The 15,749-nt window shown below is 71.9% G+C and carries 8 protein-coding genes; all 8 read right to left on the minus strand.

Annotated features, from left to right (window positions below; translation table 11 throughout):
• Nucleotides 1–18 precede the first annotated feature (18 nt).
• The 8 genes from ASG96_RS19060 to ASG96_RS19095 all read right to left on the minus strand — a co-directional run bounded on the left by ASG96_RS19060 (nucleotide 19) and on the right by ASG96_RS19095 (nucleotide 15,625).
• Nucleotides 19–1,011, minus strand: coding sequence for a MoxR family ATPase (locus ASG96_RS19060; RefSeq protein ID WP_056750238.1), 993 nt, complete (start codon nucleotides 1,009–1,011; stop codon nucleotides 19–21).
• Nucleotides 1,012–1,104: 93 nt separating this feature from the next.
• The gene (locus ASG96_RS19065) at nucleotides 1,105–7,428 is read right to left on the minus strand and encodes an Ig-like domain-containing protein (protein ID WP_057588978.1); all 6,324 of its coding nucleotides are present in this window, start codon (nucleotides 7,426–7,428) and stop codon (nucleotides 1,105–1,107) included.
• Complete coding sequence (locus tag ASG96_RS19070; RefSeq protein WP_056750232.1) at nucleotides 7,425–8,210, minus strand: hypothetical protein; 786 nt, start codon at nucleotides 8,208–8,210, stop codon at nucleotides 7,425–7,427. The genes ASG96_RS19065 and ASG96_RS19070 overlap by 4 nt, the downstream gene beginning before the upstream one ends.
• A 178-nt stretch (nucleotides 8,211–8,388) precedes the next feature.
• Nucleotides 8,389–10,083: a serine/threonine-protein kinase gene (locus tag ASG96_RS19075; RefSeq protein WP_057588979.1), complete on the minus strand. Its 1,695-nt coding sequence runs from the start codon at nucleotides 10,081–10,083 to the stop codon at nucleotides 8,389–8,391.
• Nucleotides 10,084–10,126: 43 nt separating this feature from the next.
• On the minus strand, nucleotides 10,127–12,508 hold the full coding sequence (locus ASG96_RS19080; protein WP_057588980.1) for an FHA domain-containing protein: 2,382 nt from the start codon (nucleotides 12,506–12,508) through the stop codon (nucleotides 10,127–10,129).
• A 68-nt stretch (nucleotides 12,509–12,576) separates the two neighbouring features.
• Nucleotides 12,577–13,389, minus strand: coding sequence for a PP2C family serine/threonine-protein phosphatase (locus ASG96_RS19085; protein ID WP_057588981.1), 813 nt, complete (start codon nucleotides 13,387–13,389; stop codon nucleotides 12,577–12,579).
• Nucleotides 13,386–13,937, minus strand: coding sequence for a hypothetical protein (locus ASG96_RS19090; RefSeq protein WP_057588982.1), 552 nt, complete (start codon nucleotides 13,935–13,937; stop codon nucleotides 13,386–13,388). Before ASG96_RS19090 ends, ASG96_RS19085 begins: the two co-directional genes overlap by 4 nt.
• A gap of 188 nt (nucleotides 13,938–14,125) precedes the next feature.
• The gene (locus tag ASG96_RS19095; RefSeq protein WP_057588983.1) at nucleotides 14,126–15,625 is read right to left on the minus strand and encodes a CCA tRNA nucleotidyltransferase; all 1,500 of its coding nucleotides are present in this window, start codon (nucleotides 15,623–15,625) and stop codon (nucleotides 14,126–14,128) included.
• Nucleotides 15,626–15,749: the final 124 nt, after the last annotated feature.

Genomic DNA, 15,749 nt, shown 5'->3' on the forward strand with positions numbered 1-15,749 from the left:
TTGCTTCTGCGGTCGCGGTCAGGCCGAGGCGCGCTCGGCCGGCGGCGCGATGTCGCCGAGGATCTGGTCGACGCACTGCTCGACGGTCGTTCCGGCGAACTGCGCCTCGGCGCCCAGCAGCAGGCGGTGGCTGAGGATCGGCTCGGCGAGCAGCTTGATGTCGTCGGGCACGACGTAGGTGCGGCCCTGGCTCGCGGCCCACGTCTTGGCGCAGCGGACGTAGGCGAGGCAGCCACGGACCGACAGGCCGAGCTTGAGCGACGGGTGACGGCGCGACTCCTCGGCGATGCGGCTGACGTAGCCGAGGATCGCCGGGTCGACGTGCACCTCGTCGGCGAGCTTGGACATCTCGACGATGACGTTGCTCGCGATCAGCGGGCTCAGCGTCTTGGCGCGGTCGCGCGTCTTGGCGTCGGCGAGCACGGCGATCGTCGCCTCGTGGTCGGGGTAGCCGACGCTCGCCTTCATGAGGAAGCGGTCGAGCTGCGCCTCGGGGAGACGGTAGGTGCCGGCCTGCTCGATGGGGTTCTGGGTCGCGATGACCATGAAGGGCTCCCCGACGGAGTGTGGCTTGCCGTCGATGGTGACCCGGCCCTCCTCCATGACCTCGAGCAGCGCCGACTGCGTCTTGGGCGAGGCGCGGTTGATCTCGTCGGCGAGCACGATGGTCGCGAAGATCGGGCCCGGGTGGAACTCGAAGCTCTGCTTCGTCGGCTCGTAGATCGTGACGCCGGTGACGTCGCTCGGGAGCAGGTCGGGCGTGAACTGGATGCGGCTGTGGGTGCCCTGCACGGTCGCCGAGAGGGCGCGGGCGAGCTGGGTCTTGCCGGTGCCGGGGAAGTCCTCGAGGAGCATGTGGCCCTCGGACAGCAGGCAGGTCAGTGCGAGCCGCGTGACGTGCTGCTTGCCGAGCACGGCCTTCTCGATGTTGCCGACCAGCTGGTCGAACGTGTGCGCGAACCAGGTGACCTGCTCCTGCGTGATGCGACCTGTGGTGGGGGTGGCTGTCATGGGTGTCGTTCTCCTGTCAGGTGTTCCGTCGATCGTGGGTTATGCCGTATGGCTGGGGCGGGGCGCGCCCTGCTCCATCGCGGGAGCGGGCCGTCACCCCCAGGGATTGCGTTCCGCGGAGTCGGACCCGTTCGACGACGAGCAGGTCACGCGGACCCAGCCGTTGGGGAACCCGAAGAACTTGTTGGAGTCGTTGCCGCCGTTGCTCGGGCGGTGCGACCCGCCGGAGCCGTTGTCGGGGTTGGACCAGCCGCCGTCGGAGCTGTCGACGGTGCAGCTGATGGCGCCGTTGTAGTTCGACAGGTTGTAGCCGACGTGGTTGCAGTTGGAGCCGCACTGGGTGCCGTCGGGCTTGGTGCACCCGCTCGTGGCGCCGCACTGGCTCCCCTTGTAGACCGAGTTCACCTTCGGCTTGGGGGCGGCATTCGTCGTGCCGGTGATCGAGGTGTACGGACCCCAGCCCGAGTCGGTCGCGTAGGCCCGGACCCGGATGGTCCGGGTGTCGCTGTAGCCGAGGCCACCGATCGTCGTCGACTCGCGGCTCGCCCCGAACGTCTCGTTCTTGTCGCCGGTCACCTGGTACTGCGTGATCGGGCGGCCGTTGCTGGTCGGGGCGTTCCACGTGAAGGTGATGCTGTTGTTGTCGTGGCTCTCGCCCGGGTTGCGGATCGCCCGCGTCGGACCGAACGGGTGGTAGGTGACGCTGTTGGACCACGGTGAGCACCGACCGGCGACGTTGCAGGCCTGGACCTCCATGGACTGCTGGTTGTTGCCGAGGTTGGACGCGGTGCCGCCCGAGCAGCCGCTGCCACAGCTCCACGAGCCGGTGCGGCCCTCGTTGGTGCGCCAGTTGACCTTGTCGTAGCCGCGCGAGCGCGAGTCACCGAGGCTGAACGCCGCGTTCGCCGAGTAGTTCTCGCTCGGCGTCGACACCGACGAGAGGTTGGGCGTCTCGGGGATGCCGTCGGCGGTGTAGCCGCTGTAGTTGGCCTTGTCGGAGGTCGCCGGTCCGCCGTTCGTCGCGGTCACGACGTACTGCACCGTCTGGCCCTGGTAGGGGATCGTGTCGCTCGCGACACGGGAGTCGCCGCCGGAGCGGGTCGCGATGAGGTTCCATGCGCCCCCACCGGTGCGACGGAACACGTCGTACTTCGTGATGGGCGGTCCGTTCGGGTCGGTCGCCGCCCACGCGATGGACACCTGGGCGTTCGCCTCGCCCGGCACGGGCTCGCGCGGGCTCAGCGTCGGGGCCGGCACAGCGGCCGGCTTGCCGAACGACTGGGCCTTGACCTGGGGACCGAAAGGACCCCAGCCCGCCTCGTTGTTGGCCTGGACGCGGACGTTGTAGGCGTCGTTGTTGATGAGGCCGCTGATGACCTTGGTCAGACCCGGGGCCGCGACCTCCGCCTGTCCCGTGGCGCCGGCGCTGCCGCCGATGTTGACCCACTGGACGCGGTACTTGAGCACCTTGCTGCCCTCGTTCGGCGGCTCGCTCCACCGCACCGCCAGCTTGCGGTCTCCCGGCGTGATGTCGGTGATCGCCGTCGCCTTCGGCTTGGTGTCGGGGCGCACCGTGTTGCTGGGCGGGCTCTGGTCGGACCAGCCGACCGGGTTGCGGCTGCGGACCGTGAACGAGTAGTCCTGACCGTTGGTCAGCCCCGTGATCGTGCACGGGGAGGACGAGCAGGGCTTGGTGCCACCGCCGGGTCCGATCGCCGTGACCTCGTAGCCCTGGATCGGCAGGCCGCCGTCGTAGGCCGGCGGCCGGAAGTCGACCCGCGCGCTGCTGCCGAGGATGCGGTCCGCGACCGCGGTCGGGGCGGCCATGGGGTCGGGCTTGCTGCGGACGCTGACGGAGACCTGGCCGAGCGCGGCAGGGCGCCCGGGTGCGTCGACGGCCTGCACCGTGATGCGGGCGTCGCCGCGGCCCTTGTCGGACGCCGACACCGTGATCTGGCAGCCGCTCTGGGTGACGCTGACTCCCGTGCCGGACACGACCTTGGCCGACTGCACCTGGCATCTGGGGGCGGTCAGCGGGCTGTCGAGGTACTGCGACAGGTTGACCGTGCGGCTCGTGCCGGCGATGAGGCCCTCGACCCGCACCGGACGCAGGGTCGCGGCCGGTGGGGCGCTGACGACCCGCACCGTGATCTTGTAGGACTCGGCGCCGCCCTTGGCCTTGACGGTGACCGCGCCCGTGGAGCCCTCCTGGGCGGCCGGCTGGGCCTTAAGGACGACCTGGCGCCCGCCCGCACCGGCCTGGTTCAGGTCGACGCGGTCGATGGCGGGGTCCCACGTGGCTTCGTACTGCGCGTTGTTCGCGTCCATCCCGGTGGGCAGCCACGCGTGACAGAGCCGAGGGATGTCGAAGCTGCGGGCAGGGCCGTCGGCGACGAGCCGGACCTCGTGGTCAGGGCAGCGCAGCACCGGGACGTCGGGCCCGATCTGCACCGGGATCGTGACGTAGACCTTCTGGGCCGCCTTGTCGGCCGGACCCGTCGAGTTGGTCACCTCGAGCATCAGGGCGGCCGGGCCGACGTAGCCGTTGGTCGACGTCAGCTTGAGGTCGATGCCGGAAGAGATGGCGGACTGGAGGTTCTCCTCCGGGGACGTCGACACGGTGTCGGGCGAGGTGAGGGACACCTTGCCGCCCCGAGGGTCGCTGACGTAGTCGCCGAGGTTGACGTCGACCGTCGAGTCGGCGCCCATCTTGATGGTCTTGCCGTCGACGACGTAGGGCGCACCGTTGCTGCCGGCCGGCACGTAGATGAGGGCCATGGCCGAGGCGCCGTCGGCATCCTCGATGACGTAGGGGACGACACGGGCCTGGGGCCGCAGCTGGATGCGCAGCTTGCGGCCCTCGCGGACGACGCCGTCCCCGATGAACTTCGTGATCTTGAGGCTCGCCTGGTCACCGTCGAGGTCGCGGTCGTTGGCCAGCGCGTCGACGAGGATCGAGGTCTCGCCCTGCTTGGCCAGGCCCGTGTCGTCGACGGCGATCGGCGGGTTGTTGAAGTCCTTCTGGCCGCGCACGGTCAGCGTCGACTTCGAGGCGTCGAAGAGCCCGTCGGTGATGCCGTAGGTCAGCACCTTGGCCGGGCCGTCCTCGGGGGCGACGACCTTGAAGGTGTCGTCCTTCTGCTTCTGGAAGTCCTTGAGCACGTCGGCGTCGTTGAGCGTCGACAGGTCGACGAACGACACCGAGTCCCCGGCGGCGATGAGGTCGTTGGACAGGACGTCGGCGTGGACCGTGCGACCGGGAGCGGCGACGACGTCGTCCTCGACGGCCACCGGCGGCTGCGGGTCGCCCGGCTGGACGACACCGACGCGGACGAAGCCCTCGCTCGTCAGGCCGAAGCGGTCGCGCAGCTGGTAGCGGATGACCTCGGTGCCGGCGCTGCGCGGGTAGGCCTCGTAGCGGATCGTCGCCGCGCCGAAGCCGAGGACTCGACCCAGCTTGAGGTCGACGGCCTTGCCGTCCTCGCCGACGATGCCGCTGACGAAGGTGAGGTCACCGTCCGGGTCGACGCCGCTCGTCGGCACCGTGATGGCCAACGTGTCACCGGCGGTCACGCTCGCCGAGAAGCTGCGCGCCGAGGGCGGCTGGTTCGGGTACTTCACCGCGTCGGGCAGCGGGTTGATCGTCACGTCGATGCGACCGGTCACCGCCCGGGCCCGGAGGCCCTCGGGGTAGGTGGCGTACTCGAGGATGGCCGCCTTCGGCCCCTTGAGGGTCTCCTGGTCGGGGACGTAGCGCACGACCGTGCCGGACGCGAAGGCCTGGCCACCGCCGGAGAGCACCTTGATGCTGGCCGGGTCGAGCTTGAGCGGGATGCCCTCGCTCATCGAGTCGTTGTCCAGGGCCGGGATCGTCACCGCGTCGCCGACGCGGACCGTGGCGACGTCGTCGACGACCGTCGGCAGCACCTTGTCCTTGGGCTCCGGCTTCTGCACGACCGACAGCTGGCCGACGGCGGTCTTCGTGCCGTCGCTGATCGTGTAGCTGACGGTGCCGCGTCGCGGGGTTTCGCCGTCGAGCGGGGCCGTGGCCTCGGCCCGGATCCACCGGCCCTGGACGACCGAGACGCGCAGCCACGCGTCGCCGGTGACGACGCGCTGGACCACGAGGACGTCGCTGCGCGGGCTGTAGTCGTTGGAGAGCACGTCGGCGATGACCGGCGTCTGCCCCCGGAGCACGGCGGCGTCCGGGGTCGCGACGGGCGGCAGGTCGACCGACGGGTTCGGCATGATGTCGACGCGGATGCGGCCGACGCTGACACCGGAGCCCACCTGGGCGGCATACGTCACCGTCGAGGTGCCAGGGGTCTGGCCCGTCACCGTGAGGACGTTGGTGTCGAGGTTGGTGTCGAGCCTCAGCTGGCCCGGACCCTTGACGGACTGCGCGAGGCGCATCCGGGCCTGCGGGTCGGTCGGGTCGGCGCCGGCGATGTCGTTGCCGAGCGGCTGGAGCTGCACCGGCTTGCCGACGACGGCGCGCAGCACGTCGGGCTGGGTCTTGGGCGGGATGGCCTTGCTGTCCTGCTCGCTCAGCACGTCGAGCGTGACCGACGCCTTCTGCGTGCCGCCACGGCCGTCGTCGACCTGGTAGTCGACGACCTGGTCGCCCTTGTCGCCCTGCGCCTTGACGGTCAGCGCCCCTGAGCCGTCCACGCCGGTCGTCGTCGGGTCGAGCGCCGAGACCTGGATCGGGTCGTTCTCGGCGTCGCGCCAGTCGGCGATGACACCGACGCGCACCGAGCCCCTCGCGACGACGGGGTACGTGGCCTGGGCCAGCTTCGCCTGACCCGTCCGCAGCTTGGGAGCGGTGTTGACGTCGGCCCCGACGATGCGGACCGTGACCTTGGCGGTCGCGCGGCCGTTCTTGGCCGTCGTGCCGTTGTTGACGGTGTAGTCGAAGGAGAACGTGCCGCTGGCCTCCTCGGGCACGGTGACCTGGACGGTCTGGCCGTCGGCCGAGGCGCTCGTCGAGACGCCGGTGACCCCCGGCTGGCTGACGTCACCGGGCGAGATCGCGAGGATCGAGCCCTGCGAGTCGGAGTCGTTGTCGAGGACGTGCAAGGTCGAGGTGCGCCCCGGGCGGACCTGCAGGTTGTCCGGCTGCGCCTTGGGCGGCGTGCGGCTCACCTCGTCATCGACGAGGTTCTCGTCCTTCTTCTTGTTCTTGTCGTCGGTCTGCGGCGGCGGGATGACGGAGTTCCAGTTGTCGATCTTGACGCGGTTGCGGTCGATGTCCCAGACGTCACCGGAGTCGAGGTCGTTGAGGACGATGAGGCCGCGGTTGACGCGCAGCTTGACGCCGTCGGTGCGCACGCCCTTCTTCATCGCGCCGAGGTCGACGGTGTCGGCGTCGGTGGGGGCGCCGCAGTTGCGGCCGTAGTAGACGTTGGACGCGCCGGCCCACGCCGCGTGGACGCAGCTCGCCAGACGCACGGGTGCCGAGAGGAAGAGCCGCTGACCGGGTGCGCCCTGGCTCAGCTTCACCCCACCGGTCGTGGGGCTGTCGCCGGTCAGCGACACCTGGGTCAGCTGCGCCTCGTCCTGGATGAGGACGGACGCCGCGTCGGGCCCGGGCTGCTGGAGCGCCGCGAAGGCAGGGTTGCCGGGCTCGGCGTTGCCGACCGACAGCTGCTGGGGCTCGGTGAGCGCGTCGGAGTAGAGCGTGCCCGTCGCGGAGTCCCAGACGACCCAGTGGCCGCCGACCGCGGTCACCTGGGCCGACTTCGACGTGAAGCCGAGCTTCGTCGTGACCGGCTTGGCGAACGCGTTGCCCTCGGGCCTCAGCACGGTGACCGTGCCCAGCTCGGCGGACACGGCATACACCGTGCCGTCGACGCCCACGGCGACGGCGGAGTTGCCACCCACCTTGGCGAGCGGCTTGGCCTGGGTCTGCAGGGCGTCGAGACCGGTGATCCCGCTGCGGTCGTCGACCCGCTGCGCACGCAGCTCGCCCTTCGCCGGGTCGATCATCGCGATGCTCCCGCCGCGCACGTCGACGAGGGGGGCGGTGAAGACGCGGTTGCCGGTGGCCGTGCTCGGCTTCGGCACGACGATCGCCTGCTCCGGCGCGAGGGTGCCCTCGGCCGGGTTGATCGGGACGATCTGGTTGCTCGCCCTGGAGTAGCCGACGATGGCCGCGCCGTCCTGGAAGACGTCAAGGCCCGAGCCGGTGGAGCCGTCGGACAGGACACCGGCGTCGAGCTGCCCGGCGGGCTTGTTGATGCGGCCGTAGCGCGCCTGCTCGGAGTTCGTGACCCAGACACCGCCGTCGTTGAGGTCGGCCTTGCGCACGATCTCGCCCTCGCTGCGGGTGGCGAGCCACACGAGCAGGCTGGCGACGAGGGCGACGACGACGGTGGAGATGACTCCGACCCGTCGCTTGGTGGCGGCGGTGCTCATGCGTTCCCCTGTTCGGCGACGGCCATGCGGCCGTCTGCCCGGTTCTCTTCATCTGGCGTGGTGTCGGTGGAGACCGGCTCGTCGATGAGGGCGAGATCGTCCTCGGTGACGAGCTTGGTCGAGAGCGCGTGCTCGACGAGGCGTGCCTTGCGGTTGGTCGCGAGCTTGCCGACGCCGCCGTGCAGGCCGCGCGTGCCGGCGTCCGCGAGCTTCTGGCAGACGTTGTCGAGCTTGCGGTTGAAACGGGTGAGGGTCCAGCCGAGCCGGTCGGCGGCGGCAGCCGAGGAGGGTATCTGGCTCGTACCCGCCTCCCGGCGGCGCAGGAACGGCTCGCAGAGCGCGACGACGAGCAGCTTCTGGTCGGGGGTGAACGACACCCGGCCGACCGTCGCCGCGCCGACCTCGTCGTCGTCGGACTCGGACGGAGGGTCGGCCGTCACCGACGTGAAGGCGGGGCTCGCCACGTGGATCTCGAAGTCGTAGGTCGTCGGGCCGGCCGTGAACCAGACGATGAGCTGCTTCATCGCGAGCGGGATCTTCGCGCCCGGGTTGAGCCACGCCTGGAAGAGACCCTGCTCGTCGGCGACCGTCGCCGTCAGCGTCGACCCGGTGTTGCTCAGCCACCAGAAGCCGTTCTCGAACGACACGACGAGGAAGGTGCGGTGCAGGTAGGGGTTGTCATCCACCTCGACGTCACCGGTGCGACCGATGGTCAGACCGGTGTCGGGCGACACGGAGTACTCCTCGCCGCAGAACACGACGGTCACCTTGCTGTGGATCACGATCAGGTCCCCTGATTCCTGTCGACGCGCTGTCGCGCTGGCGCTCGCGGCTAACGATGTGCGGCTGCACCGCGTTACGGACGTCTGTGGTGGTTTGCGGGTGTCTGGGTCGAGGTTGCCGTTCCGACCCTTTCGTGTCCACCCGCCGGCGTACTCAGGCAGCGGGTCGCCGCCGCCTTCACTGGGCGGTCTCGCACTGCACGTCGGCCCCCGGGGAGGCCTGGCCGGAGCGGGCCACGACGACCGTGGCGCACACCTTCGTGCCCTGGGGCGCCTTGACCGTGTAGGTCCTGGCCGTGACCGAGACGAGCGTGGCGCGCCCCGGGTTCCCGGCGTCGGACGGCGTCGGACCGTAGGACACGCGGAAGGTGTCCTTCGTGGACGGCTGCGGGTAGCTCCACGTGAAGCTGACGCGGCCCTGTCCCGATCGCGCCGAGATGGTCGGCTTGTCGAAGACACCGTCGCCGATGGCGCTGTCGTCACCCGGCATCGAGACGGTGGCGCTCGGCGTGGGTGTCGCGGGGGTGTCGTCGTCCGAGCCGGGTCGGGCGACGAGGAAGACGACGAGACCGACGAGGACGACCACGCCGGCCACGAGGCCCCAGAGGATCGCGGGCTTCGCGAGCGGAGACGTCGCCGCCGGAGCCGGGACGGCCGGCGTCGCAGACACGCTCGTGGCGCGTCGGACCGTGGCCTCCTCGGCGGCGTCCGACCCGAGCGGCGCAGTCCGGCTCGCCACCGGGTCGGTGACGGCGGCCGGGCGGACCGGCGCGGCCGACGCCCCGTGGCTGGGGCTCGGCATCGGGGCCGGCGACCAGCGTTGCGCACCGGCCTCCGATCGGCGACGCGTCTCGTCGTCGAGCATCGTCGGCGAGGGACCGGCGGGCTGCGCGACGACGGTCTGCGGTGCCTTGATCCGGGTACGGTCCTCGTCGTCCCCGGCGCGGCCGGTCGGTGACCCCTGGGTCTGGCTGACGAGGGTGGTGTGACCCTGCTCGTCGAGCACGACGATGGGGGTGCGGCCCAGGCGTTGCTGCTGCTCGACGGCCTGGAGCGCACGGGCGAGCTCGAGCGCCGACGCCGGTCGGTGCGCGGGGTCCTTGGCCATGGCCTGTGCCAGCAGTCGCTCGAGGCCGGCCGGCACGTCCTGACGGCCCGTCGCGGGCGGTGCGGTGCTGCGGATCCGGGGCATCAACGCGTACGCCGAGTTGTCGCCGCCCGGGACCTCGAACGGCGAGCGCCCGACGAGCAGCTGCCAGAGGGTGGCGGCGAGCGAGTAGACGTCGGATCGCTCGTCGCCGTTGCTCTGGCCGTAGAGCACCTCCGGGGGTGCCCACGGCACCGAGACGCCGACGTCGTCGGTGGTCTCGGCCTCGACGTCACCCTCGCGGGCGCCGCGACCGGCGATGCCGAAGTCGGTCAGGCCGGGAGCGCCGTACGCGCTGATGAGGACGTTGGCCGGCTTGATGTCGCGGTGCGTGATGTGGGCGCGGTGCGCCGTCTCGACGGCACTCGCGAGCTGGATGCCGGTGCGCAGCACGTCCTCGACGGAGAAGCGCTCGGCCCGGGCCCGCATCGCCAGGTTGGGCGGCGGGTAGTACTTCATGACGAGGTAGGGACGACCGTCGTCGGAGGCACCGGAACGGAAGACCTGCACGATGTACGGGTGGTCGCCGAGGGCGGCCATCGTGTCGGCCTCCTCGACGAACTGCTGGCGCAGGGCGTCGGTCAGGCCCTCGGACTTGAGCACCTTGACCGCGACCGGCATGCGGGGGCTCTGCTGCTCGTAGAGGAACACGTCGGCGTAGCCGCCCGACCCGAGCGGCTGGACGAAGACGAGCCCCGGGATCTTCGGGGGCGCACCCTTCTTCACGAGGCACCTCCGTCAGCAGCCGGCAGGTGGTCGGGCGTGCGGGTCACGACGCCGCCTCGAACGTGAAGGAGACCTCGTCGGCCATCGACACGAGCGACCCCGGCTCGAGGACCTGCTGGTCGTTGGCACGCAGGCGGACCGGGCTCTCGCCCGGCAGCATCACGGTCGTGCCGTTCGTCGTGCCGAGGTCGCGGATGAGCACGTGCCAGCCCTCGAGGATGACCTCGACGTGGTTGCGCGAGACGTCGCGCTCCGGGCTCGGCACCTTGACCACGTGCGGCCGGTCGTGGACGGCGAGACCGTCGCCGAGCTTGGGCGCGCGGCCGAGCAGCACGCTGCGGTCGAGGGTCACGACGTCACCCGTCGACAGCCGCAGCACGCCCAGCGGCGGTCGCGGCATCGTGAAGGGCTCCTGCGGCGGGATGCTCGAGCCGCAGACGCGACAACGGTCGCCGTGCGGCGGGGTCGGGTGGCCGGCGGAGCACAGGACGGCCAGGACGCTCGGGCCGGAGAAGGACTGGTTCTGCGCGGCGTGGCGCGCCTCGAGCAGAGCGCTCCGGTCCACGGTCAGCTCGGTCTCGTCGTCGTCCGTGTCTGCGTCGAGGGTGGGAGCGGGCGGGACCGGTTCCGGCGTCGTGCGAGCGACGGGGGCGACCGGGGCGACGGGGGCGACCGGCGGCACGGCGGAGGGCACCGCGATGGGCACGTCGAAGGTGGGCTCCGCCGGTGGCTGGGCCCCTTCGCCGTATGCCGTCGCCGCAGGAGGCGTCGGGGGTGCCGTCGGCGTCGAGGCCGGGGTGGGTACCGGGTCGACAGTCACGGGCGGCGGCCCGGTCGAGATGAGCGGCGTCGCCTCGGGTGCGCGGACGCCTGGCGGCGGGGTGTTCATCGGGGGCAGCAGGCTCGGGGCAGGCGGTGGCGTGTGCCGACCCGAGAAGGTCGGGACCTCGGGCTCCACCTCGGGCTCAGGCACCTCCGTCTCCGGAGCGGAGCGAGCCCACGGCACCGAGGAGATGAGACCGCCTTCGGGCACGACCGGCGCGGACGGGATGGGTCGCGCCGGCACCACGGGCGCCGGCGCGGCGTTGGTGACCGGTGCGTCGGACGCGTCGGCGGCGGCCGGGAGGGTGGGGCCCGGCAGCGGGTCGTCCTCGTCGGGCCCCGCCTCGTCGTCGGGCTGGGTCAACGAGGCGAGCACCCTGCGGTGCTCGTCGGCGGCCGTCGTGTGCCCGAAGAGGTAGTCGTAGCTCGGCGGGGCCGCCGGCACGTCGTCGGGTTCGTCGAGCCCGGACGCGACGGGCGAGGCGGGGCCCGGGCCGGCCGACGGAGCCGACGGAGCGGACGGAGCCGACGGCCCGGGGTCGAGCACGGGGCGGGCCGACCAGGTCGAGTGCACGTCACGCGGCGCGGCCACGGGCAGGTCTCCGGCCACCGGAGCCGAGGGCACCGACGACGCGCCCGAGGCAGCGTGCTCGGCGACGACGTCGTTCGTCGTCGGAGTGGCGCGAACAGGAACGGCAGGGGCCACGGACGTCCACGATCGCAGCGCGGGCGCGGGACTCGCGGGCTCGTCTGGTGCGACAGGCTCGACCCGATGGTCACCCCGCACCTCGTCGGATACAGCATCCGAGTCCTGTTGCGCCACAGCGTGACTGGAATCGCTGTCCTCGGATTCACCTGCGGCCGAAAGGGATTCGTCCCTCTCGGCTGGGGCGTCGGACGAGGAAGGTGACGTGCCGCCCTCGGCCCAGCTGCGGTTCCAGGGCGAACGGCTCGACGTGGCGGACGTGTCCGCGCGTTCCACCGCCTCGACGTCCCGGTTCACCGGTGCCGCCGAGCCGAACGTCGGGATACCGCCGGACGGCGTCCCGGCCTCCTGCTGACGCGCGGGCCCGGGCCCGGGCTCGACCTCGAGTACGGCAGAGACGCCGCCGGTGGCGACCGCCACCGGCCCGCGGGTCCCACCGTCGGTCGTGGAGGGCGCGGCCGAGGCGTCGACCGGCGCGTCAGGCGCCACGGGCGTCGCCGCGTCGCCGCTGTCCACGGAGGTGGATCCGCCACTCGGAGGTGGTGGTCCGGCCACGAGGCCCTGCGAGGGCACCGGATGCGAGCGCTCCGACTCCTCGAGCACGCGCAGCACGACCCGCTCGGGATGGTCGGGCAGCTCGAGGTCGGTCCAGACCTTGCTGCTCGTCGCGCGCACGTCGTGCTCGGTGCCGTCGGCGAGCGTCACGACCGCCGACACCGGGCCGAACGCCACGATGCGCGTGCGGGGCTGCCAGTGCACGCCGACGAAGTGGTGCGCCTTGCGCATGCCCCGGGCGGTCAGCACCTCGACGACGTCGTCGAGATCGCCACCGTCGGCGGCATCGCTCGCCGCGATGGTGCGCTCGTCGTCCTCGTCGAGACCGATGAGCAGGTGCATGCCGGGGCCCCCGATGTGCGTCCAGCCTTCGGGGGCCCGGTCAACCACAACGGACGGGCCACTCACGTCTACGACCTGCTCTCCCCTGATGAGCCGTTCACGTTCTCGCGCGGGGTCGTGTCCTCGTCGACGTCGGAGTCGACGTCCTGGCCCTGCACCGCGACGACGATAGCAGTGACGTTGTCGCGACCACCGGCCTCGACACCGCGTCGCACCAGCTCGGTCGCGGCCTCGTTGGCGTCGGGGTGGTCGGCGAGGACGGCCTCGATCTCCTCGCGGGTGAGCTCGTTGGACAGGCCGTCGGAGCAGATGACGAACACCTCGCCCGGGTAGGGCGGGAAGACCCACGTGTCGACGACGCCCATCGGGTCGCGTCCCAGCGACCGCGTGACGACGTTGCGCCCCGGGTGCCGCTGCGCCTGCTCGGGGGTGATGAGGCCACGCTCCACGAGCTCCCAGACCTCCGAGTGGTCGACGGTCACCTGCGCGAGCCGGCCGTCGAGGCACCGGTAGACCCGGGAGTCACCGATGTTGAAGACGGCCCAGTGGCGCGAACCACCGACGGAGACGAGGGCGAGGCCGGCGACGGTGGTGCCCATGCCGGTCTGCTCGGGGTGGCGTGCGGCCGAGGCGAGGATGCGGCGGTTGGCCTCGCCGACCTGCGCGACGACGTCGCGCACCTGCAGCACGGGACGCTCGGCGAGCTCGGCGACGGTCTCGGCGGCGATCCGGCTCGCGACCTCCCCGGCGGCGTGACCTCCCATGCCGTCGGCGACCACGTAGACCGTGCCTCGGGTGCACGCGGAGTCCTCGTTGTGCTGGCGCACGCGACCCACGTCGGTCGCGAGGCCGGAGGCGATGACCGGGAGCGTCGTGCTCATGCGTCCGCTTCCGCGTCGTCGGCAGCGCCCTCGTCGGCAGCGCCCTCGTCGGCGGCGGGCCCCGCGTCCCCCCACGGCGTGACGCGCGCCGTGGTCAGGACCTCGCGGACGAGCTCGTAGTCCGCCACGGCGTCCGCACCACCGACCGCACCGGTCAGCTGCACGAGGTGCGCGCCCGCGCCGGGCCCCCCGGCCGTCACGAGGTGGAAGAGGTTGGCCTGCAGGACGGTGTCGACGTCAGCGTCGGGCCAGGTCGCGTCGCACCCGACGAACTGTGCGCCGCCGAGGTCGGCGGCATACGGCTCGGAGACGGCGCCGCCGCGCGACGTGGCCATCGAGGCGATCTGCTCGAGGGAGTCCTCGATCCGGTAGGCCGGTCCGCACTGCTCGATGGTGACGACGACGTTGGGTGCGAAGGACCCCTCGCGCGGGAGCCGGGCCGCCATCGTCGTGCCCGGTGCATGCGCCGGCTCCCAGCCGTCCGGCACCTCGAGGGCCACCGACGGCTGGCCCGGGAAGGCGGCGCTCGGGTAGGCGAGGGTGCTCATGGCTCGTTCCTTTCGGTCGTTCCCGCGGGGGTCGGGGACGGCGCGGTCAGTCAATCATTCACGAGTTGGCGTGTCAGATCGGCCGGGGCACCTCCCGGGCGGGCGCTGGCGGCGCAGGAACGAGGTCCGCCGAGCGTACGACCGCGTCCCCGGACGTCGCGATGGGGAGAACTCCCCGGCGACACCTCTCAGGCGGAGGACTCGCGCGCGGCCCACCAGGCGAGCAGCTTCTCGCGGGCGGCGTCCTTGCCGATGGGTCCGTCGTCGAGCCGGACCGACAGGAGGAAGTCGTAGGCCTCCCCCAGCACGGGCCCGGGCCGGATCGCCAGTGCCTCGGCGATCTCGTTGCCGTTGAGCTCGGGTCGGACGCTGGCCAGCTCCTCCTCGGCCGCCAGGCGCTCGATGCGCTTCTCGAGGTCGTCGTAGGCGCGGGAGAGGCGCTGCGCCTTGCGGGCGTTGCGCGTCGTGCAGTCCGACCGCGTCAGCCGGTGCAGGCGCGTGAGCAGCGGTCCGGCGTCGTTGACGTAGCGCCGGACGGCGGAGTCGGTCCACTGTCCGTCGCCGTAGCCGTGGAAGCGCAGGTGCAGCTCGACGAGCCGGGCGACCTGCTTCGTCGTGTCCTTGTCGAAGCGCATCGCCTTCATCCGCCGGCTGGCGAGCTTGGCGCCGACGAGCTCGTGGTGGTGGAAGGAGACCCCGCCGCCGTCCTCGAAGCGACGGGTGGCTGGCTTGCCGATGTCGTGGAGCAGGGCCGCGAGGCGCAGCACGAGGTCGGGCCCGGGCACCGACTCGAGCGCCCCACCAGCGGGACCCTCGAGGTCCATGGCCTGCTCGAGGACGATGAGGGAGTGGTCGTAGACGTCCTTGTGCCGGTGGTGCTCGTCGAGCTCGAGACGCAGTGCGGGCAGCTCGGGCAGGAAGACGTCGGCGAGCCCCGTGTCGACGAGGAGCGTCAGGCCCAGTCGCGGCCTCGGTGACAGGAGCAGCTTGACGAACTCGTCGCGGACCCGTTCTGCCGAGATGATCGAGAGGGTGTCGGCACGCTCGGTCATGGCGGCCCGCACCTCCGGCGCGACCTCGAAGCCGAGCTGGGAGGCGAAGCGCGCCGCCCGCATCATCCGCAGCGGGTCGTCGGCGAAGGACTCCTCGGGTGCGGCGGGCGTCATGAGCCGCTGCCGGACGAGGTCGGACAGCCCACCGTGGACGTCGACGAACTCGAGGCTCGGCAGCCGGATCGCCATGGCGTTGACCGTGAAGTCGCGCCGGACGAGGTCGCCCTCGAGGCTCTCGCCGAACATGACCTCGGGCTTGCGCGACGTGCGGTCGTAGGTGTCGGCGCGGTAGGTCGTGATCTCGATGACGTGCGGCCCCTTGCGCAGTCCGATGGTGCCGAACTCGCGGCCGATGTCCCAGTGGGCGTCGGCCCAGCCGGTGACGAGCGCGAGGATCGCGTGCGGCCGGGCGTCGGAGGTGAGGTCGAGGTCGGGCGAGACGCGTCCGAGGAAGGCGTCGCGCACCGGACCCCCGACGAGGGCCAGCTCGTGCCCGGCGGCGGCGAACCGCTCCCCGAGCTCGGTCAGCATCGGCAGGACCGGGGCGAGCCGGGCGACGGCCGCCCGCAGGAGCGGGAGTCCGGCGTCGGCCGGCTCGTGGCTGTCGGCGGAGGGCGTGTCGGGTCGGTCAGGCACGCGCCCAGCCTAGTGAGCGTTCGCTGGGCCCCCGACCGCGCGCGTACGCGGTGGGGTGAGCTGCGGATGGACCGGGACCGGCCGGGCGTCCGCCCGGGACAGGCACCGGGCACACCCGTCGACA

Source organism: Terrabacter sp. Soil810 (assembly GCF_001429645.1).
In the GTDB taxonomy this organism is placed as follows: Bacteria; Actinomycetota; Actinomycetes; order Actinomycetales; family Dermatophilaceae; genus Terrabacter.